28 protein-coding genes and 1 riboswitch are annotated in these 22,915 nt (G+C 64.6%); of the genes, 20 read left to right on the forward strand and 8 right to left on the reverse strand.

The features are described 5' to 3' along the window. Positions 1-22 precede the first annotated feature (22 nt). The 7 genes from ileS to FFS68_RS12135 all read left to right on the forward strand — a co-directional run bounded on the left by ileS (position 23) and on the right by FFS68_RS12135 (position 5,241). The gene (ileS, locus tag FFS68_RS12105; RefSeq protein ID WP_137753460.1) at positions 23-2,974 is read left to right on the forward strand and encodes an isoleucine--tRNA ligase; all 2,952 of its coding nucleotides are present in this window, start codon (positions 23-25) and stop codon (positions 2,972-2,974) included. Continuing rightward, positions 2,971-3,492: a signal peptidase II gene (lspA, locus tag FFS68_RS12110; RefSeq protein WP_137753461.1), complete on the forward strand. Its 522-nt coding sequence runs from the start codon at positions 2,971-2,973 to the stop codon at positions 3,490-3,492. Before ileS ends, lspA begins: the two co-directional genes overlap by 4 nt. Before the next feature lie 23 nt (positions 3,493-3,515). Continuing rightward, positions 3,516-3,935: a DUF3035 domain-containing protein gene (locus FFS68_RS12115; protein ID WP_137753462.1), complete on the forward strand. Its 420-nt coding sequence runs from the start codon at positions 3,516-3,518 to the stop codon at positions 3,933-3,935. 63 nt (positions 3,936-3,998) lie between these two features. After that, on the forward strand, positions 3,999-4,217 hold the full coding sequence (locus FFS68_RS12120; protein ID WP_137753463.1) for a DUF6290 family protein: 219 nt from the start codon (positions 3,999-4,001) through the stop codon (positions 4,215-4,217). After that, on the forward strand, positions 4,201-4,464 hold the full coding sequence (locus FFS68_RS12125; RefSeq protein ID WP_137753464.1) for a type II toxin-antitoxin system RelE/ParE family toxin: 264 nt from the start codon (positions 4,201-4,203) through the stop codon (positions 4,462-4,464). Before FFS68_RS12120 ends, FFS68_RS12125 begins: the two co-directional genes overlap by 17 nt. After that, positions 4,461-4,979, forward strand: coding sequence for a hypothetical protein (locus FFS68_RS12130; protein WP_137753465.1), 519 nt, complete (start codon positions 4,461-4,463; stop codon positions 4,977-4,979). Before FFS68_RS12125 ends, FFS68_RS12130 begins: the two co-directional genes overlap by 4 nt. Then, entirely contained in the window at positions 4,963-5,241 is a 279-nt protein-coding gene (locus FFS68_RS12135; protein ID WP_137753466.1) for a hypothetical protein, read from the forward strand. Before FFS68_RS12130 ends, FFS68_RS12135 begins: the two co-directional genes overlap by 17 nt. Here the strand turns inward: FFS68_RS12135 and dxs are convergent. The 3 genes from dxs to FFS68_RS12150 are packed head-to-tail and all read right to left on the reverse strand — an operon-like array spanning position 5,238 to position 7,985. Next, a complete protein-coding gene (dxs, locus tag FFS68_RS12140) occupies positions 5,238-7,166 on the reverse strand; it encodes a 1-deoxy-D-xylulose-5-phosphate synthase (protein ID WP_137753467.1) in 1,929 nt (642 codons plus the stop codon). The genes FFS68_RS12135 and dxs overlap by 4 nt on opposite strands. Positions 7,167-7,222: 56 nt before the next feature. Further along, a complete protein-coding gene (locus FFS68_RS12145) occupies positions 7,223-7,735 on the reverse strand; it encodes a hypothetical protein (RefSeq protein ID WP_137753468.1) in 513 nt (170 codons plus the stop codon). Next, complete coding sequence (locus tag FFS68_RS12150; protein ID WP_137753469.1) at positions 7,722-7,985, reverse strand: hypothetical protein; 264 nt, start codon at positions 7,983-7,985, stop codon at positions 7,722-7,724. Before FFS68_RS12150 ends, FFS68_RS12145 begins: the two co-directional genes overlap by 14 nt. Before the next feature lie 204 nt (positions 7,986-8,189). On the opposite strand from FFS68_RS12150, the gene FFS68_RS12155 reads away from it, so the two are divergent. Further along, on the forward strand, positions 8,190-9,209 hold the full coding sequence (locus FFS68_RS12155; protein ID WP_171003855.1) for a MipA/OmpV family protein: 1,020 nt from the start codon (positions 8,190-8,192) through the stop codon (positions 9,207-9,209). A 139-nt stretch (positions 9,210-9,348) separates the two neighbouring features. Here FFS68_RS12155 and FFS68_RS12160 read toward each other — a convergent pair whose 3' ends face one another. Next, positions 9,349-10,239 (reverse strand): LysR substrate-binding domain-containing protein, encoded by an 891-nt coding sequence (locus FFS68_RS12160; RefSeq protein WP_137753471.1) that lies wholly within the window; start codon positions 10,237-10,239, stop codon positions 9,349-9,351. Between the two features lie 136 nt (positions 10,240-10,375). On the opposite strand from FFS68_RS12160, the gene FFS68_RS12165 reads away from it, so the two are divergent. From FFS68_RS12165 to FFS68_RS12180, 4 genes are read left to right on the forward strand one after another with little or no spacing between them, the layout of a single operon-like run. Next, positions 10,376-11,002, forward strand: coding sequence for a pyridoxamine 5'-phosphate oxidase family protein (locus FFS68_RS12165; RefSeq protein ID WP_137753472.1), 627 nt, complete (start codon positions 10,376-10,378; stop codon positions 11,000-11,002). A gap of 2 nt (positions 11,003-11,004) precedes the next feature. Then, positions 11,005-11,616 (forward strand): glutathione S-transferase N-terminal domain-containing protein, encoded by a 612-nt coding sequence (locus FFS68_RS12170; protein ID WP_171003856.1) that lies wholly within the window; start codon positions 11,005-11,007, stop codon positions 11,614-11,616. After that, entirely contained in the window at positions 11,616-11,837 is a 222-nt protein-coding gene (locus FFS68_RS12175) for a 4-oxalocrotonate tautomerase family protein (RefSeq protein WP_137753474.1), read from the forward strand. Before FFS68_RS12170 ends, FFS68_RS12175 begins: the two co-directional genes overlap by 1 nt. Then, complete coding sequence (locus tag FFS68_RS12180; protein ID WP_137753475.1) at positions 11,834-12,289, forward strand: DMT family transporter; 456 nt, start codon at positions 11,834-11,836, stop codon at positions 12,287-12,289. Before FFS68_RS12175 ends, FFS68_RS12180 begins: the two co-directional genes overlap by 4 nt. A gap of 190 nt (positions 12,290-12,479) precedes the next feature. Here the strand turns inward: FFS68_RS12180 and FFS68_RS12185 are convergent, their stop codons facing one another. From FFS68_RS12185 to FFS68_RS12195, 3 genes are all read right to left on the reverse strand, one after another. Beyond that, positions 12,480-12,884, reverse strand: coding sequence for a GFA family protein (locus FFS68_RS12185; RefSeq protein ID WP_137753476.1), 405 nt, complete (start codon positions 12,882-12,884; stop codon positions 12,480-12,482). Between the two features lie 79 nt (positions 12,885-12,963). Beyond that, complete coding sequence (locus FFS68_RS12190) at positions 12,964-13,656, reverse strand: YafY family protein (protein WP_137753477.1); 693 nt, start codon at positions 13,654-13,656, stop codon at positions 12,964-12,966. Between the two features lie 45 nt (positions 13,657-13,701). Further along, positions 13,702-14,145 (reverse strand): DUF6265 family protein, encoded by a 444-nt coding sequence (locus FFS68_RS12195; protein ID WP_137753478.1) that lies wholly within the window; start codon positions 14,143-14,145, stop codon positions 13,702-13,704. Positions 14,146-14,244: 99 nt separating this feature from the next. On the opposite strand from FFS68_RS12195, the gene FFS68_RS12200 reads away from it, so the two are divergent. Continuing rightward, positions 14,245-14,931 (forward strand): helix-turn-helix domain-containing protein, encoded by a 687-nt coding sequence (locus FFS68_RS12200; protein ID WP_137753479.1) that lies wholly within the window; start codon positions 14,245-14,247, stop codon positions 14,929-14,931. Positions 14,932-14,940: 9 nt separating this feature from the next. On the opposite strand, the gene FFS68_RS12205 is transcribed toward FFS68_RS12200, so the two are convergent. Then, positions 14,941-17,247 carry a TonB-dependent receptor gene (locus FFS68_RS12205; protein ID WP_137753480.1) on the reverse strand — a complete coding sequence of 769 codons (2,307 nt, stop codon included), beginning with the start codon at positions 17,245-17,247 and terminating at the stop codon, positions 14,941-14,943. A 220-nt stretch (positions 17,248-17,467) separates the two neighbouring features. On the opposite strand from FFS68_RS12205, the gene FFS68_RS12210 reads away from it, so the two are divergent. From FFS68_RS12210 to FFS68_RS17920, 7 genes are all read left to right on the forward strand, one after another. After that, complete coding sequence (locus FFS68_RS12210; RefSeq protein ID WP_137753481.1) at positions 17,468-18,373, forward strand: DUF4189 domain-containing protein; 906 nt, start codon at positions 17,468-17,470, stop codon at positions 18,371-18,373. Positions 18,374-18,417: 44 nt separating this feature from the next. After that, a riboswitch (TPP riboswitch) is annotated at positions 18,418-18,529 on the forward strand. Positions 18,530-18,569: 40 nt separating this feature from the next. Then, a complete protein-coding gene (gene thiC, locus FFS68_RS12215; RefSeq protein WP_137753482.1) occupies positions 18,570-20,471 on the forward strand; it encodes a phosphomethylpyrimidine synthase ThiC in 1,902 nt (633 codons plus the stop codon). Between the two features lie 17 nt (positions 20,472-20,488). Continuing rightward, on the forward strand, positions 20,489-20,998 hold the full coding sequence (locus FFS68_RS12220; RefSeq protein WP_137753483.1) for a hypothetical protein: 510 nt from the start codon (positions 20,489-20,491) through the stop codon (positions 20,996-20,998). 61 nt (positions 20,999-21,059) lie between these two features. Further along, positions 21,060-21,587, forward strand: a complete 528-nt coding sequence (locus tag FFS68_RS12225) for a DUF2199 domain-containing protein (RefSeq protein ID WP_283214604.1) — start codon at positions 21,060-21,062, stop codon at positions 21,585-21,587. A gap of 137 nt (positions 21,588-21,724) precedes the next feature. Further along, complete coding sequence (locus tag FFS68_RS17915; protein ID WP_171003857.1) at positions 21,725-21,898, forward strand: hypothetical protein; 174 nt, start codon at positions 21,725-21,727, stop codon at positions 21,896-21,898. A 3-nt stretch (positions 21,899-21,901) separates the two neighbouring features. Then, positions 21,902-22,588, forward strand: coding sequence for a Fic family protein (locus tag FFS68_RS12230; protein WP_137753485.1), 687 nt, complete (start codon positions 21,902-21,904; stop codon positions 22,586-22,588). Then, positions 22,585-22,725 carry a hypothetical protein gene (locus FFS68_RS17920; protein ID WP_171003858.1) on the forward strand — a complete coding sequence of 47 codons (141 nt, stop codon included), beginning with the start codon at positions 22,585-22,587 and terminating at the stop codon, positions 22,723-22,725. The genes FFS68_RS12230 and FFS68_RS17920 overlap by 4 nt, the downstream gene beginning before the upstream one ends. The last annotated feature ends 190 nt before the right edge of the window (positions 22,726-22,915 follow it).

Consider the following 22,915-nt stretch of genomic DNA (forward strand, 5'->3'; position numbering starts at 1 on the left):
ATCTGCGCTAAGCGCCGCCCCCATGACCGACACGCCCGCACCCGAGCAACGCGACTATCGCGACACCGTCTTCCTGCCCAAGACCGACTTCCCGATGAAGGCCGGCCTGCCGCAGAAGGAGCCGCTGATTCTCGCCAAATGGCTCGAGGGCAATCTCGAAGGCCAGATCCGCGCCGCGCGCGCCGGGCGCGACCAGTTCATCCTCCACGACGGCCCGCCCTACGCCAATGGCGACATGCACATCGGCCATGCGCTCAACCATATCCTGAAGGACATGGTCGTCCGCACCCAGACGCTGAAAGGCAAGGACGCGCCTTACGTCCCCGGCTGGGACTGCCACGGCCTGCCGATCGAGTGGAAGGTCGAGGAGCAGTATCGCAAGAAAAAGCTCAACAAGGATGAAGTGCCGGTCGAGGAATTCCGCGCCGAATGCCGCGCCTATGCGCAGCATTGGGTCGACACCCAGCGCGAGCAGCTGAAGCGTCTCGGCATCGGCGGCGACTGGGACCATCCGTACCTCACGATGGATTATGAGGCCGAGGCCACCATCGTCCGCGAGCTGCTCAAATTCGCCGCCAACGACATGCTCTATCGCGGCGCCAAGCCGGTGATGTGGTCGCCGGTCGAAAAAACCGCGCTCGCCGAAGCCGAGATCGAATATGAAGATATCGTCTCGACCCAGATCGACGTGCCTTTCAAGATCGTCGGCGGGCCGGATGGTCGGTTCGACGGTGTCCATGCGGTGATCTGGACAACGACCCCTTGGACTATTCCGGTCAATCAGGCGATCGCCTACGGTCCTGACGTTGACTATGTCGTTTTGCACCTGAACGCTTGGCAGGGTGGTGAAAACAGTGGGAGCGGCGAACCGGCTCCAACCCATCTTCTTATCGCTCGCGATTTGGTTGAAGCGGTGAGCAAGCGATATAGGATCGATTCCTATTCAATCGATTGGGAGGGCAAAGGCTCGGAATTGGCAGGTGTGTCAGCCCGCCATCCGATGCACGCGCTCGGCGGCTTTTTCGCGCGCCCGCGCCCCTTCCTCGCGGGCGATTTCGTCACCACCGACAGCGGCACCGGGCTCGTCCATATGTCGCCCGACCATGGCGAGGATGATTTCGACCTGTGCAAGGCGAACGGCATCGACCCCGTGTTCGCGGTCGAGGACGACGGCAAATATCGCGAAGACTGGGGCTGGCTCGGCGGTCAGGGGTCGGTAATCAATCCCAAGTTCAACGCCCCCGACGGCCCCATCTGCACCGACCTCCGCGAAGCCGGCGGACTGCTCGCCGCCAGCGCCGATTACAAGCACAGCTATCCGCACAGCTGGCGCTCGAAGGCGAAGGTCATCTATCGCTGCACCCCACAATGGTTCGTGCCGATGGACCGGGTGATGACGCATATCGAGCCCAAGGCGCCGCGCGAGCAGCGCTGGGAAAGCGAAGGCGGCGCGATCAACCCCGCCGAGGAAGGCCTGTGCGCCGCGCCGACGCTGCGGCAGGCGGCGATGCACGCGATCGACCGCACCCGCTTCGTCCCCGAAAAGGGCCGCAACCGCATCGGCAGCATGGTCAAGGATCGCCCCGACTGGGTGCTCAGCCGCCAGCGCGCCTGGGGCGTGCCGATCACTTTGTTCGTCGACCGCAAGACCGGCCAATATCTCAACGACCCCATCGTCAACGACCGCATCGTCGCGGCGGTGAAGGCGGGCGGCGTCGACGCCTGGAGCGACGCACGCGCGCAAGAATATCTCGGTGACGCCTATGACGCCGCCGATTACGAGCGCATCGTCGACATTCTCGACGTCTGGTTCGATTCGGGCTGCACCCACGCCTTCGTCCTCGAAAGCGGCCGCTGGCCCGCGCTCGTCCGCCACGACGGCGGCACCCACAGCGCCGACCTCTATCTCGAAGGCAGCGACCAGCATCGCGGCTGGTTCCAGTCGTCCTTGCTCGAAAGCTGCGGCACCCGCGGCCAGGCGCCGTACAAGGCGGTGCTGACCCACGGCTTCACGATGGACAGCAAGGGCCTCAAACAGTCGAAGTCGGTCGGCAACACCACCGATCCCGTGAAGGTGATGCAAACCAACGGCGCCGACATCATCCGCCTGTGGGCGCTGAGCGTCGATTTTACCGAGGATCACCGCATCGGTGATGAAATCCTGAAAGGCGTCGCCGACCAGTATCGCAAGCTGCGCAACACCTTCCGCTACCTGCTGGGCGCGCTCGAAGGATTTAGCGAAGAGGAACGCGTTGCGGACGTCGCGGCGATGCCCGAGCTCGAACGCTATATGCTGTCGCTGCTCGCCGACCTCGACGCCAAACTGGCGCAGGCTGTCGATGATTTCGACTTCAACAGCTACACGCGCCTGCTCGCCGATTTCTGCAACGAAGACCTGTCGGCCTTCTATTTCGACATCCGCAAGGACAGCCTCTACTGCGACCTCGGCCCCGCCGAGCCGTTAGGGACAGCGAAGCGCCGTGCATACCGCACCGTGCTCGACACACTGTTCCACGCGCTGGTGCGCTATGCCGCCCCGGTGCTGGTGTTCACCAGCGAAGAAGTGTGGGGGACGCGCGATCCCGATGCGGGCAGCGTGCATCTGCTAGAGTGGCCCGAGCTTCCGGCATTCGAGCGCAACAAGGCACTTGTGATCCGCAATACAGAACTGCGCGCGCTGCGTGGACAAGTTACGGAAGCGATTGAACCCTTGCGCCGCGATAAGCAGGTTCGATCAAGCCTTGAGGCCGAAATCACGATGAGCGATCTCGACGTCATTCTTCAAGACTTGGACCGCAATCATCTCGCGGAAACATTCATCTCGGGGACCGTGCATCTGGTTCCGGGCCATGAAGGCATCACGATCACCCCCACCACCGACCACAAATGCGGCCGCTGCTGGCGCCACCTTCCCGAAGTTACCGAGGACGGCAACTTGTGCAATCGTTGTGACACGGTATTGAACCCGGCATGACAAGCTCTCGTTCGCCGCACCTGCGTTTCGGCCTGTTGATCGCGGCCTTCGCCTTCCTGCTCGATCAGGTCACCAAGTGGGTGCTCATCACCCCGCTGTCGCTCGAAGCGAAGCGCGAGATCGAGCTGATCGACATCTTCAACCTGACCTGGGCCGAAAATTGCGGCATTTCGCTGTCGATGTTCGCCAATTGCACCGACACGACGCGCTGGACGCTGGTGGCGGTCACCGCACTGGTTGCGGGCGCGGTCGGCATCTGGATGACGCGCGAACAGGCCAAGGGCGACGTCATTGCGCTCGCGATGATCCTCGGCGGCGCGCTGGGCAATATCGTCGACCGGGTGCGCTATGGCTATGTCGTCGATTTTGCCGACCTGCATTTCGGCGATTTCCGACCTTTCATGATCTTTAACGTCGCCGATGCGTGCATCACGCTCGGGGTGCTTTTGCTGGTTGCGCGCGCGCTGCTCTTCGGCGAAAAGGCGGCCAGCACGGACGGGTCGCCGTCCACCGATTAACGGGGCGCATAGGAGTTTTTACAGTGAACCGGACCACCGCCATCCTGGCCGCCTCGATTCTGGCCACCACCCTGTCGGCCTGCGGGTCGAACAATCTGTTCAACCGCGACCGCCCCGATGAATTTGCGGTGTCGCGTCAGGCGCCGCTCGTCGTGCCGCCCGATTTCGCGCTGACCCCGCCCGCTCCCGGCACCGCGCGTCCCGGTGGCGAAACGACCGCGGAGCAGACGCTGCGCGCGCTGTTCGGCGGCCCCTCGGCCCGCAGCCCCAACGAAGCGGCGGTGATCAGCAGCGCCGACGGCGCCCGCGCCGACCCCGGCATCCGCAGCCAGGTCGGCAGCCCTGACACGCAGGTCGTCGACAAGGGCCTGGTCACCCGCGACATCCTCGCCGCCCCCGAAGGCGACGGCCGCGACGCGCAGGCGGCGATCCCGGGGGCGTAAGGCAACCCGTCATCTTGCAAAATTGGCAAATTCGCTATACATGTATAGCGAAGGAGCGCTGCCATGTTAGCCATTCGCCTCGACAAGGAACTCGAAGAACGGCTATCCACCGCGGCCAAGCGGTCGGGCCGGACCAAGACCGCGCTCGCGCGCAAGGCGATCGAGGAATATATCGAAGACCTCGAAGATATTGCGCTGCTCGAAGAGGCGCTCACGAATTATGATCCCAGCAAGAATATTTCGATGGAGCAGATGAGGCGGGAACTTGGCCTGGAAGCTTGAGGTCTCGGACCAAGCACGCAAACAGCTTCGCAAGATCGACACGAAGCAAGCAGACCGCATCACTCAGACCATGACCGATGTGGCGCAGTTGGATAACCCACGCCAACGCGGACATGCGCTGGCTGGCGACTATGGCGGGCATTGGCGCTACCGCATCGGCGACTATCGTGTGATCGCGAAAATAGAGGACGGCCGAATGGTCATCATCGTAGTCACCATTGGTCACCGCCGCGAAGTGTATCGATGAGCGACCCACCGCCGAAACTCTTGGAGGCGATCGGACTTGTTGCCGTTCGGTGGGCCGGCCTTGAAACCATCATCGAAATCAGTTGCGCCTATCTACTCAAATATCAGGCATCGCAGAGCGCGGCACACCCCACGCCGACTGCATTCAGTCAACGCGTGAAATTCCTTCGGCGATCGCTAGGCGAGCCACTTTTTGTCCATCTTAGACCGGAATTTTATGCCGCTTTAGACGAAACACTCGCACTGTCTCGGAAGCGAAATGACATAATGCATGGAGCTTTCATCAAATGGCATGGCGAGACAGGGGGCGATCAGATTATCATCCGGGCCGCTTCGACCGGCCATATAGCCGACGCGAATAACCTATCCGTTGAAACGCTTCAAAATCTGGCATTGGAAATGCAGTCAATGTTCGGAAAGCATTTCAATCTGCAAGATCGACTCAAAGCTCTGATTCGAGGGTTTGAAGGGGGAGCCGACATTGGAAGACGAGCATCATTTGGCGGCCGACAATAAAATTGTCGCAGATTTTGAGACCTTAGCAACGCAGTTCTTCGATGTTGTAATGAATCCGATTGCCGGAATGTTTTGCACCTTGCTGTCGCTTCAGGTTTCCAAGGGCCTTATCACGAAAAATGAAGCGAAGGCCGTCATTGCATCTTCGGTTGATCTGCTCAATCAGCGCCCCTACTCGGATCAAACAATGAATATTGGGCGAGATATGCTGATCCGAATGATCGGCGCAATCGACGGCATACCGGATAAACCGGCAAGCTAAGCCCGGGCGCCCGCTTCCTCAACGCCCGCGCTATTATGCCGCAGCGCCTTCAGCACGCAATCGACGATCTGCGGCGCGTTCAGCCCCGCGGCGTCATATTGCACCTCGGGCTTGTCCTGATCCTGAAACGCATCGGGCAGGCGCAGCGTGCGCAGCTTCAGCCCGGCGTCGATCAGCCCCTCGTCGCTCGCCAGGGTCAGCACATGCGCGCCGAGCCCGCCGACGCTGCCTTCCTCGACCGTCACGCACACTTCATGGCTCGCCAGCGTCCTGCGGATCAGTTCCTCGTCGAGCGGCTTGGCGAAACGCAGGTCGATGACGCTCGTCGACAGCCCGCGCGCTTCCAGCGTGTCGGCGGCCTTCAGTGCTTCGGCCAATCGCGTGCCGAGCGAGAAGATCGCTACCGTCTTGCCGCTGCGGACGACGCGCCCTTTGCCGATCTCCAGCTTCTCGGGAACCTCGGGCAGCGCCACCCCGGTGCCGTTGCCGCGCGGATAGCGGAAGGCGATCGGCCCCGCGTCATATTCGGCGGCGGTATAGGTCATATGGACCAGCTCGGCCTCGTCGGCCGCCGCCATCACCACCATATTGGGCAGCGTCGCCAGATAGGTCACATCGAACGACCCCGCATGGGTCGATCCGTCGGCGCCGACCAGCCCGGCGCGGTCGATCGCAAAGCGCACCGGCAGATTCTGGATCGCCACATCATGGACGACCTGATCATAAGCGCGCTGAAGGAAGGTCGAATAGATTGCGCAGAACGGCCGCATCCCCTGCGCCGCCAATCCCGCGGCAAAGGTTACCGCATGCTGCTCGGCAATCCCGACGTCGAAGCTGCGCGTCGGATGCGCATCCGCGAATTTGTCGACCCCGGTCCCCGACGGCATCGCCGCGGTGATCGCGACGATGCGCGGATCGTTGTCGGCGAGCTTGGCCAGCGTTTCGCCGAAGACATTCTGATATGCGGGCGGTCCCGGCGGCGATTTTGCCTGCTGCCCGGTGATGACGTCGAATTTCTGGACGCCATGATATTTGTCGGCGGCGGCCTCGGCGGGGGCATAGCCCTTGCCCTTCATCGTCACCGCATGGATCAGCACCGGGCCATGGTCGCTGTCGCGGACATTTTCCAGCACCGGGATCAGATGGTCGAGATTATGGCCGTCGATCGGCCCGACATAATAAAAGCCGAGTTCCTCGAACAACGTCCCGCCCATCGCCATGCCGCGCGCATATTCGTCGGTCTTTTTCGCCGCCTTGTGCAGCGGCTCGGGCAATTTGCGCGCAAAGCGCCGCGCGATTTCGCGCAGCTCGACGAACGGCCGCGACGACACCAGCTTGGCCAGATAGGCGCTCAACCCGCCCACCGGCGGCGCGATCGACATGTCATTGTCGTTGAGGATGACGATCAGCCGGTTGCCCGCCGCAGCGGCATTGTTCATCGCCTCATAGGCCATGCCGGCCGACATCGACCCGTCGCCGATCACCGCGATCGCGCGGCCGGGCTGGGCTTTCAGCTTGTTGGCGATCGCAAAGCCCAGCGCCGCGCTGATCGAGGTCGAGCTGTGCGCGGCGCCGAACGGATCATATTCGCTCTCGCTGCGCTTGGTGAAGCCCGACAGGCCGCCGCCGGTGCGTAGGGTGCGAATCCGGTCGCGGCGCCCGGTGATGATCTTGTGCGGATAGCATTGGTGGCCGACGTCCCACACGATCTTGTCGCGCGGGGTGTCGAACACATAATGGAGCGCGGTGGTCAGCTCGACGACGCCCAGCCCTGACCCCAGATGCCCGCCGGTGGTGCCGACCGCCGAAATCATCTCGGCGCGCAGTTCGTCGGCGAACTGGCGGAGGTCTTCGGGCTTCAGCTTGCGGAGGTCGGCGGGGACATCCACCGTGTCGAGCAGCGGCGTTGACGGACGATCGGTCATGCCGCCGTCATAATGGTAACCGCCGATACTGTCGAACGAAAAGGGGTTGGGCGCAGTCAGCGCGGCCGCGCCGGGTTCCGAATATCCTCGGCGAGCTGCCAGCATCCGCCGCCCGGCCGAAAGGTCAACGAACCACCCGGCCCGGTTTTTTCGATCAAGGTTCCCGCCCCGTCGCCCTCGCCGGGCTCAAAGCGCCCGGGCACCCAATCGACGCGCTGGATGCCGCCGTCGCGGGTGCTGAAATCGACCTGGACATAAACCAGCTGGCGCGGGTCGCCGCCGGTCGTCTCGAACAACCGCTCCGACGCGCGCGTGACATAGCTGTAATCCATCATCACGATTGGAAAATCGCTGGCGTCCCTAGACCCATAAAGCGTGCGCACCGCCTGGCTGTTGGCGAACGGCCACAGAAACGCCGGGAAATCGCCGCTGCGGCACGCGCTCGCGGCTTCATCCAGAAAAAAGCGATCGCTGTCGCTCAGCGTCTCGGCAGCCGCAGCGCCCACCGGCGCCAGCGCCATCAGCGTCGCCGCCAGCGCCCAGCGCATCCGCCCATCACCCTTCGTCATCGCATTTCATCTCCTCATGGGACGCGGCATTGCCGGGCGCGGCGTTTTTCGCCGCGCCGACCTGCGCATAAAGGCCGCGCACCATCAGGTCTGTGAACACGATCATAACCCCGATCATTCCGATCAGCAGCGCCACCGCGGCGACCGGGAACGGCCCGAAACTGTCGATCACCCCGCGCCGCAGCGCCACCGCGAGCGCCGCCGCGATAGCCATCAACGCATAACCGATCAGGCGCGGGGTGCGGTTCATGCGCGTGACAGCATGGCTGGGGCAGGGTCGAACGCGGCGCGCGGGGAACCAACGATGCTGCGGTGCGATAGGGAAACGGCGACGGCGCGGTGATGCATGAAAGGCACGATGCGACCAAAACCATGTTTCGGCAAGACGAAGCCTTTGCAATATCTCGACCTTCGCCTACACCCCCGGCAAGAGGGGCAAGAATATAGGATGTTTATGCCCGATTTGACGCCGCTGTTGCGTATCGCCCGCCCGGCGCTCCCGCTCCTCGCCCCGCTCGCTCTCGCCGGTCTCGCCGCGACGCCTGCGGCGGCGGCAGAGGCGCCGCTGGCCGATGCGCTGGGGGACTATGGCGACACCGCGCCGATGCCGGTCGGCGAACAACCGGCACGCTATATCCAGGACAGCGGCGACATCGACGACAATATCCTGCTCCCGGCGGCGCGCGACGATGATGACGATAGCGAACGCAAATGGTCGCGCGACTATATCGCGGTCGCCGGCGGGGTGCTCAGCTCACCCGATTATAACGGCTCGGACGATCGCCGCATCCTGCCCGCCTTTTACGTGCGCGGGCGGTATGAGGGCTATTCTTTCTCGACCCGCGGCACCAATTTCCAGGTCGACCTGATCCGCCACCGCCGCGGCCAGAAAACCGACTTCAAATTCGGCCCGATCATCAGCCTGCGCGCCGACCGCACCGGCAGCGTCAAGGATCCGCAGGTCGAGGCGCTCGGCAAGCGCAAGCTCGCGGTCGAGGCGGGGTTTTTCACCGGTGTGACCCACACCGGGGTGATCACCAGCGATTATGACCAGATCGGCTTTCGCCTCGTCGCGCTCAAGGACATTTCGGGCCGCCATGGCAGCTGGGCGGCGTCGCCGACGATCGATTATGGCACCCCCCTGTCGAAACGCGCGTTCATCGGGGTGTCGGCGTCGGTCAATTTCTACGGCAAGGGCTTTGGCCGCTATTATTACGATATCGACCCGGTCGGCAGCGCCGCGAGCGGCCTGCCCGTTTACACCGGCGCGGGGGCCAAGGCGACAGCGGGCAAATATACGCTGGGGATGGCGGGCGCTTATGCCTTGTCGGGCGACCTTCGCAAGGGGTTCGTGATGATCGGCGGCGCCCAATATGGCCGCCTGCTGTCGCGCTACGCCGATTCGCCGGTCGTGAAGGACGTCGGCAGCGCCGACCAATGGCTGCTTGGCGGCGGGTTGGCGTATCAGTTCTGAGCGGGTTCGGTTGACCTCTTAGCTTGTTATCACTTCGTCATTCCCGCGAAAGCGGGAACCCAGCGAGCCAGCGTTGCAACTGGATTCCCGCTTTCGCGGGAATGACGAAGTCATAGGGCAGGCTCCCCGAAAAGCCCCCTCACCCCAGCCCCGCCGTCCGCGCCCGCGCCTGCATCGCCTCGACAAACAACCGCACCGCGGGCAGCCCGGCGCGCGACGGCTCGAACAGCAGATGGACCGGCAGCGCGGGCGGCTGCTCGTCGGCGAGCAGCGCGATCAACCGCCCGGCATCGAGCGCATCGGCCAGCTGGTAACTCAGCAAATTGGCGATCCCCAACCCCGCCTCGGCCGCCGCCAGCGCCCCATCGACGGTGTTGAGCACCAGCCGCGGCCGCGGGTCGAGCCGCCAGCGCCCGCTCGCCAGCTGCCATTCGCCCGCCGCGCGCGGCCCCATCGTGCCGATCAGCGCGTGCCCCGCCAGCTCGGCGATCGCCTGCGGCGCGCCGCGGCGCGCCAGATAGGCGGGGCTCGCGACCAGCATCTGGCGCACCCAGCCGATCCGCACCGCCTTCAGCCCCGAATCGGCGAGCGGGCCGATCCGCACTGCGACGTCGATCCCTTCCTCGACGATGCGGACATTGCGGTCGATCAGCATCAGCCGCGCCGCCAGCGCGCCATGCTGCGCCATCAGGTCGGCAACCACGGGCAGCACGTGCAGCCGCCCGAACATCACCGGTGCGGTCACATACAGCTGGCCGCGCGGCTGCGCCGCCGCCCCGCGCAGCTCGCGCTCGGCGCCCGCCAGGTCGGTCAGAATGCGCCGCGCCTGCTCCAGAAACGCCGCCCCCGCATCGGTCAGCGCGACCGCGCGCGTCGAGCGGTGAAAAAGCACCGTCCCCAACCGCGCCTCAAGCGCCGCGATGCCGCGCGTCACCGCGGGCGGCGAACTGTTCAGCTTGCGCGCCGCCGCCGCGAACCCGCCCTCGCCCGCGACCGCAACGAACATTTCCAGGGTCAGCAAGCGGTCCATTGATTATTCCATATACCGGAACAGAGTTGTTCAATCTTCGCTTGTTATCACGTCTGTTGCAATAATCTAAATCCGGTCCGGCGAACGAAGGCATGTCCCCTCGGCCTTTGTTCGCTTCGGTTGCGGAAGGTCCGTCATGGCGCAAAATTACCGGCACACCTTGTTCAGCGAACCCGTCAAAGCGCTGCAGGAGCGCCACGGTTCACGCGCCGCCTATCTCAAGCTCGACGCCGGCGCCGACGGCACTCCCGATGCGCTGACCGCCAAGGAACTGGACTATATCGCGCTCCGCGACAGCTTCTACATGGCCAGCGTCACCGCCGATGGCTGGCCCTATATGCAGCACCGCGGCGGCCCCGCGGGTTTCCTCCGTCCCATCGACGGCAACCGCATCGGCTTCGCCGACTATCGCGGCAACCGGCAATATATCAGCACCGCCAACCTCGCGGGCAACGACCGCGTCTCGCTGTTCCTGATGGACTATCCGAACAAGGACCGGCTGAAGCTGGTCGGTCATGCGCACAGCATCGAGCTCGCCGATGATCCCGCACTGGTGACCTCGCTGATGCCCGCGGGCTATCGCGCTACCCCCGAACGCGCCTTCCTGATCGACGTGATCGGGTGGGAGTGGAATTGTTCGCAGCATATCACCCCGCGCTTCACCGAAGCCGAAATCGCCGCCGCGATCAAACCGATGGCGGCCGAACTTACCCAGCTCCGCGCCGAACTCGCGGCGCTGCGCGCCCCTTCATCAGGAGAATGACGATGATCCAGCTTCACGGTACCCCGCGGTCGGGCAACACCCACAAGGTCCGCATGGCGCTGACCTTCCTCGGCCTGCCGTGGAACGAGCAGCCGACCGACGCTGCGGCGCGGAAATCGGACGCCTTTCGCGCCCTGACCCCGATGGCACAGATTCCCTTCTTCATCGACGGTGATTTTCACCTGCGCGACAGCCAGGCGATCCTCGCCTATCTGGCGGCGCGCCACCGCCCCGGCGACTGGGACGGCTACACCGCCGAGGAGCGCGGCGAGATTGGCGTCTGGCTGTCGCACGCCGCCAATGAAATCGCCAATGGTCCGGCGACGCTGCGCCTTGCACGCCAGTTCGATATCCTGATCGCCGAAGCGCACGCGCAGGCGGTCACCGCGCGGTTCCTGCCCGTCATCGAGGCGCATCTGGCGCAGCGCCGCTGGCTCGTCGGCGACCGGCTGACCATCGCCGACCTCGCCGTCAGCCCCTATCTGGCGCTGGCGGGCGAGGCCGACATCGACCTTGCCGACTGGCCGGCAATCGGCGAATGGACAGACCGGATCGCGGCGCTGCCCGGCTTTCCGGCAATGCCGGGCTGGCCCGCCGCCAAAGGAGCCGACTGATGCCTTATGTGAACATCAAGATTACCCGCGAGGGCGCGACGCCCGCACAAAAGGCCGAACTGATCGGCGGGGTCACCGAATTGCTCCAGCGCATCCTCGGCAAGAACCCCGCGACCACGGTGGTCACGATCGACGAGGTCGAGCTCGACAATTGGGGCATCGGCGGCCTGCCGGTCACCGAATTTCGCGCTGCCCAAGCCGCAAAAGCCCCGCCGCAATGACCAGCAGCAACGCCCCGACGTTCGCGATCATCATGCTGCTGACCGGCATCGGCATCCCGATCCTTGCCGCGCTCAACGGCGGGCTCGGTGCGCGGCTCGGCAGCCCGCTGGCGGCGTCGATGATCCTGTTCGGCGTCGCCTTCCTGATCGCCACCACCGGCGCGCTGGCGACCGGGTCGGTCGGCCAGATCCGCTTTTCGTCCGACATCCCGTTTCATTTCTACTTCGGCGGGCTGTTCGTTGCGTTCTACGTGATCGCGGTGACCTTCATCGCGCCCAAATTCGGGGTCGGCAACGCGATCTTTTTCGTCCTCGTCGGCCAGCTCATCAGCGCCGCGGTGATCGACCATTTCGCACTGTTCGGCGCCGCGCGCTTTCCGATCGACGCCAAGCGCTTCGCGGGCATCGCGCTGATGGTCGCCGGGGTGTATCTGGCGCGGCGGACGGGCTGAAAGCCATTTTCCGGCGGTTGGCGACCCACAATTTCGTCATCCCGGACTTGATCCGGGATCCATCCGCCCTCGCAGCTTAGGGCGATGCAAGGGATCATGGACCCCGGATCAAGCCTGTCCTGAGCTTGTCGAAGGGTCCGGGGTGGCGAAGACATGTGAGCAATTCCTCACCCTAAAGCCACCCCGCCGCTCACATATGCGCGGTAACGGCGGGCGGGTTCCACCAATTATTCCCCGCGCCGTCCATATGCTGAACCGGCAGCGCCGCCATCGCGGCGTGATCCAGATCGTCGAGGCACGCGATCGCCACCGACACATAGGCGCCGCCGATCTCCTCGACATAGCCATGGCCATAGGGCGCCACGCCGCACTTCGTGCAGAACAGGTGATGCACGCTCGACGATCCGAACTGATAGTCGGACAGCGCGGCGGGGTCGGTCAGCAGGCGAAAGGCGTCGGGCTTGATCTGCGCGCTCCAGCCGCGCTTCTTGGTACAGATCGAGCAATTGCACTTGCCCGTCCCGGCTTCCAGATCAATGTCAGCTTCGAATTTGACCGCGCCGCAATGGCACGAACCATGATGGGTCTTGAGCATCGAAAATCCTCCGGTCTGGCGCGCCGCCCACCGGCGCCGCTCACCCGGCGGGATTAGCCCGCCCCCCTGACAGATCCTGTCAGGAGGATGCGTCATAGCCGCTGTGCCGCCAGAAATCGGCCATCAGCACCGCCCGCCGCCGCCCAAAGCCGGTGTCGCCGATCCGCGCCGCGCCGATCCGATCGATGCGAAAACTGCGGAAATCCTGGCGCAGCAGGCACCACGCGGCGATCACCTGCTTCTCTTCATAATAGGCAAGCGCCGCGGGCCAGATCGCGCGTTCGGTGACCGTCCCCCGTTCGTCGGCATAGGCGATGTGCAGCACTTTTTCGGCGCGCATCGCCTCGCGCACCGTCGCCAGCAGCGGCGCGTTGGTTTCGCGCCAGCGGCTGCTCACCGGCCACAGCCCCGCTTCGTCGATCCGCCGCTTGAGCTCGTCGGGGCTCGCCGCCGCGATCTTCGCCAGCGCCAGCCCCGCAGCGCGCGACAGCGACCCGTCCTGCCGCCCCTCGACCCAGCGCGCGCCGAGCACCAGCGCCTCCAGCTCGTCGGCGGTGAACATCAACGGCGGCAGGAAAAATCCCGGGCGCAGCACATAACCGACCCCCGCCTCGCCGTCGATCGGCGCGCCCAGCGCGATCAGCGCCTGGATGTCGCGGTACAGCGTGCGCACCGACACGCGCTGCTCGTCGGCCAATATCTCGGCGGTCACCGGCCGCCGGCGGCGGCGCAGGCTGTCGATGATCGCAAAGAGCCGCCCCGTCTTGTCCATGCCATCCTCTCGCCTGCCGCGTCGTCGGACCGGCATAAGGCGGGATCAGCGGCGGCGAAAGGTCCAGCGCATCGACTTTGACCCGTCGATCAGCGAAATCGTCGCAGTCATCGCGTCGCCGTCGCGGGCATAGTGGATGCGCTGCGGATAATCATGCGCCGCATTCTCGAACGTCGCGCTTGTCGCGTCGCGCTCGACCAGCGGGAACACGACCGGCGCACCACCCCCCGGCTGCGCAACATAAGCGGGGACGCCGTCGGCACCCGCCTGCACCCGCAAAAACTCGAACTCGCGCAAGCTGTCGCCGCGCCCCGACCGGCTGTGCCCCAGCATCACTCCGCCGCGCGGCGGCGTCCAGCTTTCCTCGGTCCAGCGATCGTCCGCCTCGCGCACCCATTGCCCCGCCAGCCAGCCAAGATCGTCGACCTTCGCCGCCGGACTGGCTGCGACCAGCAACATCCCCATCCCCGCTGCGATCCATGCCTTCATCGGTGCCTCTCCCAACCTTGCCACGCTGGCGTCCCCGCTGTGCCGGTCGCCGCGCCCGCTGTCTTGCACCGACGCGACAATCATCGTCTAACCGATCCGATGGACTATCGCGAAACTTTGCCGCCGCCGCATCTCGCCGGGCTGGTCAAGACCCGCTGGACGCTGACCGGCGATGGCGCGGCAGATCGGTGGGCCGAACAACAGGCAACCCCCGACGGCTGTATCGAGATCATTCACCGCACCCGCGGGCGCTCGCGCTGGGACGGCGAGCAGCCCGCCAGCTTTGTCGTCGGACTGGTCGACCGCCCACAGCCGTTCGCGATCAGCGGCGACGCGGCGTTTGCGGCGCTGCGGCTCTGGCCTTGGGCGTGGCGTCTGATCAGCGACATTCCGCTTAGCGCGCTCCACGGACGCTGGCGGGCCTTGCCCGGCGCCGATTTCGCCGCGATCGAAACCCGCCTGTCCGCCGCGACCGAAATGAGGCGGATCGGCACCGCGCTCATCGCCGCACCGAGCGTCGCGGCGATGAGCGCCGCCACCGGCATGGGTCCGCGCGCGCTGCAACGCTGGTTCGCGCGCCACGTCGGGATGGCGCCGCGCCGCTACCTGCAACTGCTGCGTTTTCAGGGCGCGTTCGAAACCCTGCCCGGCGAAGCCAGCCTGGCCGACCATGCCGCGGCGCAGGGCTTTGCCGACCAGGCGCATATGGCGCGCACCTTTCGCACCCTCGCGGGCGTCCCTGCCGGGACCGCGCGCCGCCGCGCGCGCGGCCCATTCCTGACCTAAAACCCTGACCTAGAAGCGCCCGACGACCTGCACCCCATAAAGCCGCGGTTCGGCGGGGATGAAGGTCGGGATGCCGAACGCGCCGCCGGTGTTGCCCGCGTCGAGCAGATAATCCTCATCGCCCGCGTTGCGGATGAACCCGGCGATCTCGAACCGCTCGTCGGCAAAGCTCACCCCGGCGCGCGCATTGACCAACGTCACCGCATCCTGGCTGATCGCCTCGCGGTTCGGCACTTCAAAGAAGATCTTGCTGCGATAGGTGACCGTCGGGGTCGCGAACAGCCGCATCCCGCCGCCCAGATCGGCATTGATCGTAAAGCCCGCTGCCGCCTGCCATTCGGGCTGAAGGCGGAAGCGGTTGCCCGCGAACACGCCGTTGGCGGCCTTGTCGTCGATGCCGCCGTCGATATAGCCGACGTTGCCGAACAGCCGGAACCAGTCGGCCACCGCAAAGCTCGCCTCGGCCTCGACCCCCAGATTGCTCGCGGTCCCCGCGCTCTGCGTGATCGTCGTGCCATTGGGCTGGGTCACCGACACCTGAAAATTGTCATAGGTCTGGTAATAGACCCCCAGCGAGCCCGCGAACGCCCCGCGCGACGCTTTCAACCCGACCTCGTAATTCCACACATTCTCTTCAGCGATCTGGCTGCGGTTCGGCACCGGACCGGTCGGCGTGCTGCGCGCGCCCAGATTGACGGTGGGCGACCGGCGCCCCTTCGACACGGTGGCGAACGCATTGAAGCCGTCGCCGAACCGATAGAGGATGTTGAAGCGCGGCAAAAACGCCTGAAAACTATCCTCGCTATAATAGGTCTGGCCGCCGGTATCGACCTGCCCCGGGATCAGCGACGCGCCGCCGGTGATCACCGACCGCGGCACCACCGCGAAAAAGCCCGAGCGGCGCTTTTCGATCAGCGCGCGCACCCCGGCGGTCACTTCCAGCGCCGCGCTGGCGATCCACGTCCCGTCGGCGAACACTGAATAGCTCTGATTCTTGCCGATATTGCCAAAGGTCGAACTGTAGGGGATCGCGGTCGCCGCGCCGCGGGTCAGGATCGCGGTCGCCGCCGCCGCCGCGACGCTGCCGTCGGGGGCGATGCACGGCAGGTTCGGCACCAGCCGCGCCGCGCATTGCAGGAAAATGCCCTCTTCGCTGGAGAAAGGCACGACCTGCGAGCCATCCTCGACAAAGCCGTTCCACCCGAACGAACCGCGAAACGCGTCGCTGTTGTACGAAAAGCGCGTCTCGTGATTATATTGCCACCCCTTAGCATCCTCGGCGAATTCCAGATACCAGGCGGCGCTGCCGTCGGCGTCGAAAATCTCGAGCGAATCGAAATCGCGATAGCTGTTGATCATCGTGATCGTCCAATCGTCGGCGACCTCCCAACCCAGCGTCAGATTGGCGTCGTAAACGTCGCGGCGCAGCCCCAGCTTCGCGAGCCCCAGCACCGCCTGCGACACCGGCGAACCGCCCAGCGCCGCATCGCCGAACGGGTTCGCCGGCCCCGACGCGGTCGGATAGGTGCCCGAAATGAACGGCGTGCCGCTGTGGCGCTGGCGGTCATAGGTCAGGATCAGGTCGGCGGTGAAAATCTCGGTCGGGGTCAGCCGCAACGAGCCGCGCACGCCCAGCTGATCCTGCGCGTAGAGATCCTCCTGCCCCGCGGCGAGGTTACGCACATAACCATCGCGCTTTTTCCATTCGGCGGCGACGCGCCCGGCAATCTTGTCCGACCCCAGGTTGATGAACCCGGCCAGCGTCATCGCGTCATAATTGCCGTAACTGGCGCTGACTTCGCCCGAAACGCCCGGTTTGGGCCGCGCCGAAATGATGCTGATTGCGCCGACTGCCGACGCGGTACCGAACAGCGTCGCCTGCGGCCCCTTGATCACCTCGATCCGGTCGACGTCGTAAATCGCCTGATACGACCCGCGCGAGCGCGAGATATCGGTGCCGTTATAATAGAGCGTCACGCGCGCCGCCTGCTGCGCCGACCCGCTGTCCGACGTGATGCCGCGGATGACCACCCCCGGATTGTTGGCGCTCTGTTCCTGGATGTTGAGCCCGGGGACATAGTTCGACAGCTCGTCGAGGTCGCCGACCCCCAGATTGCGCAGCTGCGCGCCGCTGGTCGCCGAAATGGTGATCGGCACGTCGATCGACCGCTGCTCGATCTTTTGCGCGGTGACAACGATGTCGCCGCCAGATGCCGCCGTATCGTCGGCGACGGGCGCCGTATCGGCCTGCGCGAGCGCGGGGGTGGCGGAGGCGGCGAGCAGCAACAGGGTAAGCGCACGAACGGAGCGAGCCATGAGAGAGACCTTTTTTGTTTTGGGTTTTGTTCGGAAACGAAACGGCGGACGTCGCCTGCCCTTTGGCGCCTCACGGCGTCGTTTCCGCGTCGGCGCGGCGACACAGCGATGACGGTTGCGCGCGCGATTGTGACAGCGCGGGCGCGACGTCGGCGCGGCGCGGCTGCACTAGTACACCAACCGATTGTGCGGGGCGCGAAGCCGCTGATATATCATCGCCATGATCGCGCGTCTTGTTCTTGGCCTCGTCGCCGTTTTCGCCTTTGCCTTGTTCATGCTGTCGCAGCCGGCCGCTGCCGCCTATCCCTGCCCCGGTGGCCCCGGCCCGGGCGAAGTACAGGTCGGCGTGACGGGGGGCAGCCACGGCGTGGCCGCGATCCCGGTGTGCGATCGCGCCCAGGGCGGCGGCGACAGCGACGGCGGCGGCGTCTATTATATCTATGGCTCGATCGCCTGGCACCCCGACGCCGACGATGTCTGGATGATCGGCAGCTACGACGCGCCCTATATCGCCGAGCGCGAGGCACTGGCGGCGTGCAACGGCGCGATGGGCGGCGGCTGCAGCTCGATCGGCGAATGGCATAATTCGTCGATGGCGATCATCCGCGATCGCTCCGGCGTGCTGTGGAACGCCTGGACCGGCAACGGCGGCGCGGCGCGCAAACGCACGCTCGCCGAATGCAGCGCCAAACAACATGTCCCCTGCGAAGTCCTCGCCACCTTTTCGTCGGGCAAGCGTCGCCATGCGCCCGATCTTGCCACCGCGCGCAAGCTCTACGCCGTCGGCGCGTGGGTCGAGGGGACCGAGGGTTTTGACAGCCGTCTCTATATCGCCAGCGGCCAGCGTGATCCCCGCGTCGCCGAACGTCTGGCGCTCGAAGCATGCGCCAAGGCAACCGCGCGGCGCTGCGAAATTCTCGCCTTCGCCGGCAACGGCTTTATCCAGACCTATCGCCTCGGCACCAATGACCAGAGCGCGACGGTCGAAACCAGCGCCAAGCGCGCCGCCCAGGCGGCAAAGGTGAACTGCAAGAAGCGCGCGCAAGTGTGCACGCTGCAACGCGCCTATGACAGCCGCACCCCCGGCGAATTCGTCCACGACTTCATGGGCGCCGCGGCGAAATAGCCGCGCTGCGCCGATGGACAGCGCGCGCGCCGCCGCCTATAGTCTGCGCATCCCCGGGGAGCCGCGTCTGTAATGGCCGGTTGAGAGCGGAATAGACCGCGACCCGTTGAACCTGATCCGGCTAATACCGGCGGAGGGAGGGTCGGCTTTCACCGCGTGGGAACCGTCTTCGCTCCGACATTTTGGAGCGACGACAATGGCCGACATCGATTCCCGCCTCGACAAGGGCGCCGCGACCCCCATCGGCGTCACCACCGGCCCGATCCGCGGCAGCCGCAAGATCCACGTCGCGACCCAGACCGGCAGCGGCATCCGCGTCGCGATGCGCGAGATCGACCTCGACCCGCATTCGGGCGAGCCCCCCGTCCGCGTCTATGACACCAGCGGCCCCTACACCGACGTCAATGCGACGATCGACATCAACGCCGGCCTCCCCGAAATCCGCAGCCAGTGGATCCGCGGCCGCGGCGACGTCGTCGATGTCACCCAGCGCGAGGTTCGCCCCGAGGATAACGGCCAGCTCGGCCCCGACCGCAGCGGCGGCGTCCCCGCCTTCCCCAACGTCCGCCGCACCGTCCTGCGCGCCAAGCCGGGCCAGAACGTCAGCCAGATGCACTACGCCCGCCGCGGCATCATCACCCCCGAAATGGAATATGTCGCCGAGCGCGAAAATCTCGGCCGCGCGCGCCTGTCCGAATATAAGCGCGACGGCGAAAGCTTCGGCGCCAGCATCCCCGACTATGTCACCCCCGAATTTGTTCGTGATGAAGTGGCAAGGGGCCGCGCGATCATCCCCAGCAACATCAACCACCCCGAGAGCGAGCCGATGGCGATCGGCCGCAATTTCCTCGTCAAGATCAACGCCAATATCGGCAACAGCGCGGTCGCCAGCGACGTCGCGGCCGAGGTCGACAAGATGGTCTGGTCGATCCGCTGGGGCGCCGACACCGTCATGGACCTGTCGACCGGGCGCAACATCCACGACACGCGCGAATGGATCATCCGCAACTCGCCCGTCCCGATCGGCACCGTCCCCATCTATCAGGCGCTGGAGAAAGTCGGCGGCGTCGCCGAGGATCTGACCTGGGAAATCTTCGCCGACACGCTGATCGAGCAGGCCGAACAGGGCGTCGATTATTTCACCATCCACGCCGGGGTCCGCCTGCCTTACGTCCCCCTCGCCGCAAAGCGCATGACCGGCATCGTGTCGCGCGGCGGCAGCATCATGGCGAAATGGTGCCTCGCGCATCACAAGGAAAGCTTCCTCTACGAACGCTTCGACGAGATTACCGAGATCATGAAGGCCTATGACGTCGCCTACAGCCTCGGCGACGGCCTGCGCCCCGGCAGCATCTATGACGCGAACGACGAGGCGCAGTTCGCCGAGCTCTACACGCTGGGCGAGCTCACCAAGCGCGCCTGGGCACAGGATGTTCAGGTGATGATCGAGGGTCCGGGCCACGTCCCGATGCACAAGATCAAGGAGAATATGGAAAAGCAGCTGGAGGCGTGCGGCGAGGCGCCCTTCTACACGCTCGGGCCGCTCACCACCGACATCGCGCCCGGCTACGACCATATCACCAGCGGCATCGGCGCCGCGCAGATCGGCTGGTACGGCACCGCGATGCTTTGCTACGTCACGCCCAAGGAGCATCTCGGCCTCCCCGACCGCGACGATGTGAAGGTCGGCGTCGTCACTTACAAGCTCGCCGCCCACGCCGCCGACCTCGCCAAGGGCCACCCCGCGGCGCAGGTCCGCGACGACGCGCTATCGAAAGCCCGCTTCGAATTCCGCTGGCGCGACCAGTTCAACCTGTCGCTCGACCCCGACACGGCGGAGCAATATCACGACCAGACCTTGCCAGCGGAAGGCGCCAAGACCGCGCATTTCTGCAGCATGTGCGGGCCTAAGTTCTGTTCGATGAAGATCAGCCAGGAGGTGCGGGAGTTCGCGGCGAACAACCCCAACAGTATCTTGGGCAGCGGCGACACCCTCGCCCCCGCCGAAGCGCAAAAGGGGATGGAAGAGATGAGCGAGCTGTTCAGGGAAACCGGCAGCGAGCTGTATATGGGCGCTGGCGGCCGCGAGCATGATTGACGAAACAGGAGGGGCGGATGTTCTGGCGCAAAAAGAAGAAGCAGAAATTCTTCTTCAAGGCGAACGATGACGTCCTCTCCTTCTGCCAGTGCGAGAATGCGCCGGCGATGTCCGAAGCGCAACTCGATTGCCCATGGTGCGGCTGCGGCTGGATGATCGCCTGCTCCAAATGCACCAAGTCGTTCGTCTTCGCCGAGGTGCGCGAAACCGACATTCCGCTCATCGAACTCGGCCGCCGCGAAGCCGCGGCGAGAGGCCTCAAGACGGTGACCGAACGAGACATTGCGGAATGGGCCGAAGGCATGGCCGAAACACTGGATAAGTTCGAGGTCGGCGACATCGTCGTTTATCTCGACGGCGCCTACTGGACGGTCGACTCGACCGATGTGCAGTTCGACGGCTATTATGCGTCGCACAAGTTCGACCGGCTACCGCATGCCGAAGCGCTAGACGATCAGCCCCGCTTGCGTCAGATATTGGGCGAAAAGCAATATTGGTTCGACCGCAAGCGACCCGATCGGGAGTAGCCCTTTGTCGTGGATTCCGAAAATCCTGAAGGGCGGCCGAAAGCCCACCGCTCTGGAGCTCTTGTCTTCGGCGCAGTGGCGCTGCGGGAGCTGCGATGAGGCGCACCAAGGCATGTTCGCGCTGGCCTCCTTCGCCCCCGATCCCTGGCCCGGCGCCGAAAGATATGAGCCCAACGGCGCCATCCGCCTCGAAGGCGACTTCTTGTCCGAAGATTTCTGCGTCCTCGACGGCAAATATTTCATGGTCCGTGCCTGCCTCGAAATACCCGTCCTCGGAACCCACGAGGTACTCAGTTTCGGGGTCTGGTCGACGCTGTCGCGCGACAATTTCGACAAATATCTGGTCGGTTTCGACGACGGCGACTATCCGGACATGGGTCCCTGGTCGGGCTGGCTCTGCAACAGGATCGAACATTACATCGGCAACGACCCGCTCGCCATCTGGCTCGTCCCGCAAGCCGGCCGGCAGCGTCCACGGCTCTATGTGCAGGACGACAATCATCCCTTGGCGATCGACCAGGACAACGGCATTTCGCCCGAGCGGGTGCTGGAGATTTATGGCCACTATGGCCATCGGCCATCGGAGTAGCGTTGATCGATCCACCCACATTTGGTGAAATGAATTTCCTCGGCAGGGCTAACCCGGCCCAATGCTGCCATCATTTGCCGCTACCCGGTTGACCTGCCGGGCCGATCGGCAGATGTTCAAATAAGAAGGAGGCCATCATGAGCGAAGACTTGCAAAAGCTGATCGATGCCTCGCGCGGACGCCCGATGTCGGATGCCGAAAAAGAGGCGCAACGGCGGAGCTTTGCCTATGGCAATGCCCACATCGAAAATGATCGCGTGACGCGCGAGATGGTCGATGAAGCCGCCGAAAAAATCGGCAAATCGCACTGATCGATGAGCGACGGGGACCGCCACAGCATCGCTGAACAACCGTCGCTCATCGACGACCCGATCGAGGAAGCGAAGCGCGAATCGGAAAACGCCGTCGCGCAATTCGACCGGGTGCTCGACCTGATTGACGAAGTCGTGCGCGACACTCGCCCGTTCCGGTTGCGCACGTCAATGATCCTCGACCTGCATCGCATCGCGCTCGACGGATTGTCCAGCCATGCCGGCAATTTCCGGCCCGCCAATGTATCGATCGGGCAGAGCAAGCATACGCCGCCACCCGCGCATCTCGTGCCATCGTTGATCGAGGAGATGTGCGATTTCGTAATGGACAATTTCGCCGAGGCGAAGGCGCTCCATCTCTGCGCCTATGTCATGTGGCGCCTGAACTGGATCCACCCGTTCACCGACGGCAACGGTCGGACATCCCGCGCGCTCGCCTATTTCGTCCTCTGCGCCAAAGTCGGCTATCGCCTGCCCGGCCACCAGACGCTTCCCGAGCAGATTGCTGCGGACAAGGCCCCGTACTACGAGGCCTTGGAACAGGCCGACGAGCATTGGCTTGCCGATCAGCTGGATTTGACGGCGCTGGAAAAACTCCTCGATGCCTGCCTCGCGACGCAGCTCCTGTCAGCCTACGATGACGCTAACAATCCAGAGGCCGGAATGCCGAGGGACAAGAAGCTACATTGATCGAGGGTTTGGGGGTTGTTGCACCTGTCACCGTAATTCATGCCGAGGCGCTGGACGATCCGCCGCGCCTGCGCCAGATATTGGGCGACAAGAAATATTGGTTCGACCGCGAGCGCCCGGATAGGGAGTTAGGCTAAGGGATCGTTGCACCCGTCACGGAATTTTAGAGCTGCCAGTTTTAGCCTCTTCGGATTCTCTTGGATTTGACTCCTACTGCGGATTCCGAGGTCATCACGCGCAGTGTTCCGATTTGATCGTGCGCAGCATTCCGACGTGATCTCGCGCAGCATTCCGATTTGAAGCTGCGCACCATTCCGATTTGATCAT

The organism is Sphingopyxis sp. L1A2A, assembly GCF_005502465.1.
In the GTDB taxonomy this organism is placed as follows: domain Bacteria; phylum Pseudomonadota; class Alphaproteobacteria; order Sphingomonadales; family Sphingomonadaceae; genus Sphingopyxis.

Excerpts from the sequence above, each read along its gene's own strand:
- ileS (WP_137753460.1), top strand. The coding sequence starts at position 23 with ATGACCGACACGCCCGCACCCGAGCAACGCGACTATCGCGACACCGTC.
- lspA (WP_137753461.1), top strand. The coding sequence starts at position 2,971 with ATGACAAGCTCTCGTTCGCCGCACCTGCGTTTCGGCCTGTTGATCGCG.
- FFS68_RS12120 (WP_137753463.1), top strand. The coding sequence starts at position 3,999 with ATGTTAGCCATTCGCCTCGACAAGGAACTCGAAGAACGGCTATCCACC.
- FFS68_RS12130 (WP_137753465.1), top strand. The coding sequence starts at position 4,461 with ATGAGCGACCCACCGCCGAAACTCTTGGAGGCGATCGGACTTGTTGCC.
- dxs (WP_137753467.1), bottom strand. The coding sequence starts at position 7,166 with ATGACCGATCGTCCGTCAACGCCGCTGCTCGACACGGTGGATGTCCCC.
- FFS68_RS12145 (WP_137753468.1), bottom strand. The coding sequence starts at position 7,735 with ATGACGAAGGGTGATGGGCGGATGCGCTGGGCGCTGGCGGCGACGCTG.
- FFS68_RS12150 (WP_137753469.1), bottom strand. The coding sequence starts at position 7,985 with ATGAACCGCACCCCGCGCCTGATCGGTTATGCGTTGATGGCTATCGCG.
- FFS68_RS12155 (WP_171003855.1), top strand. The coding sequence starts at position 8,190 with ATGCCCGATTTGACGCCGCTGTTGCGTATCGCCCGCCCGGCGCTCCCG.
- FFS68_RS12160 (WP_137753471.1), bottom strand. The coding sequence starts at position 10,239 with ATGGACCGCTTGCTGACCCTGGAAATGTTCGTTGCGGTCGCGGGCGAG.
- FFS68_RS12165 (WP_137753472.1), top strand. The coding sequence starts at position 10,376 with ATGGCGCAAAATTACCGGCACACCTTGTTCAGCGAACCCGTCAAAGCG.
- FFS68_RS12170 (WP_171003856.1), top strand. The coding sequence starts at position 11,005 with ATGATCCAGCTTCACGGTACCCCGCGGTCGGGCAACACCCACAAGGTC.
- FFS68_RS12175 (WP_137753474.1), top strand. The coding sequence starts at position 11,616 with ATGCCTTATGTGAACATCAAGATTACCCGCGAGGGCGCGACGCCCGCA.
- FFS68_RS12180 (WP_137753475.1), top strand. The coding sequence starts at position 11,834 with ATGACCAGCAGCAACGCCCCGACGTTCGCGATCATCATGCTGCTGACC.
- FFS68_RS12185 (WP_137753476.1), bottom strand. The coding sequence starts at position 12,884 with ATGCTCAAGACCCATCATGGTTCGTGCCATTGCGGCGCGGTCAAATTC.
- FFS68_RS12190 (WP_137753477.1), bottom strand. The coding sequence starts at position 13,656 with ATGGACAAGACGGGGCGGCTCTTTGCGATCATCGACAGCCTGCGCCGC.
- FFS68_RS12195 (WP_137753478.1), bottom strand. The coding sequence starts at position 14,145 with ATGAAGGCATGGATCGCAGCGGGGATGGGGATGTTGCTGGTCGCAGCC.
- FFS68_RS12200 (WP_137753479.1), top strand. The coding sequence starts at position 14,245 with ATGGACTATCGCGAAACTTTGCCGCCGCCGCATCTCGCCGGGCTGGTC.
- FFS68_RS12205 (WP_137753480.1), bottom strand. The coding sequence starts at position 17,247 with ATGGCTCGCTCCGTTCGTGCGCTTACCCTGTTGCTGCTCGCCGCCTCC.
- FFS68_RS12210 (WP_137753481.1), top strand. The coding sequence starts at position 17,468 with ATGATCGCGCGTCTTGTTCTTGGCCTCGTCGCCGTTTTCGCCTTTGCC.
- thiC (WP_137753482.1), top strand. The coding sequence starts at position 18,570 with ATGGCCGACATCGATTCCCGCCTCGACAAGGGCGCCGCGACCCCCATC.
- FFS68_RS12220 (WP_137753483.1), top strand. The coding sequence starts at position 20,489 with ATGTTCTGGCGCAAAAAGAAGAAGCAGAAATTCTTCTTCAAGGCGAAC.
- FFS68_RS17915 (WP_171003857.1), top strand. The coding sequence starts at position 21,725 with ATGAGCGAAGACTTGCAAAAGCTGATCGATGCCTCGCGCGGACGCCCG.
- FFS68_RS12230 (WP_137753485.1), top strand. The coding sequence starts at position 21,902 with ATGAGCGACGGGGACCGCCACAGCATCGCTGAACAACCGTCGCTCATC.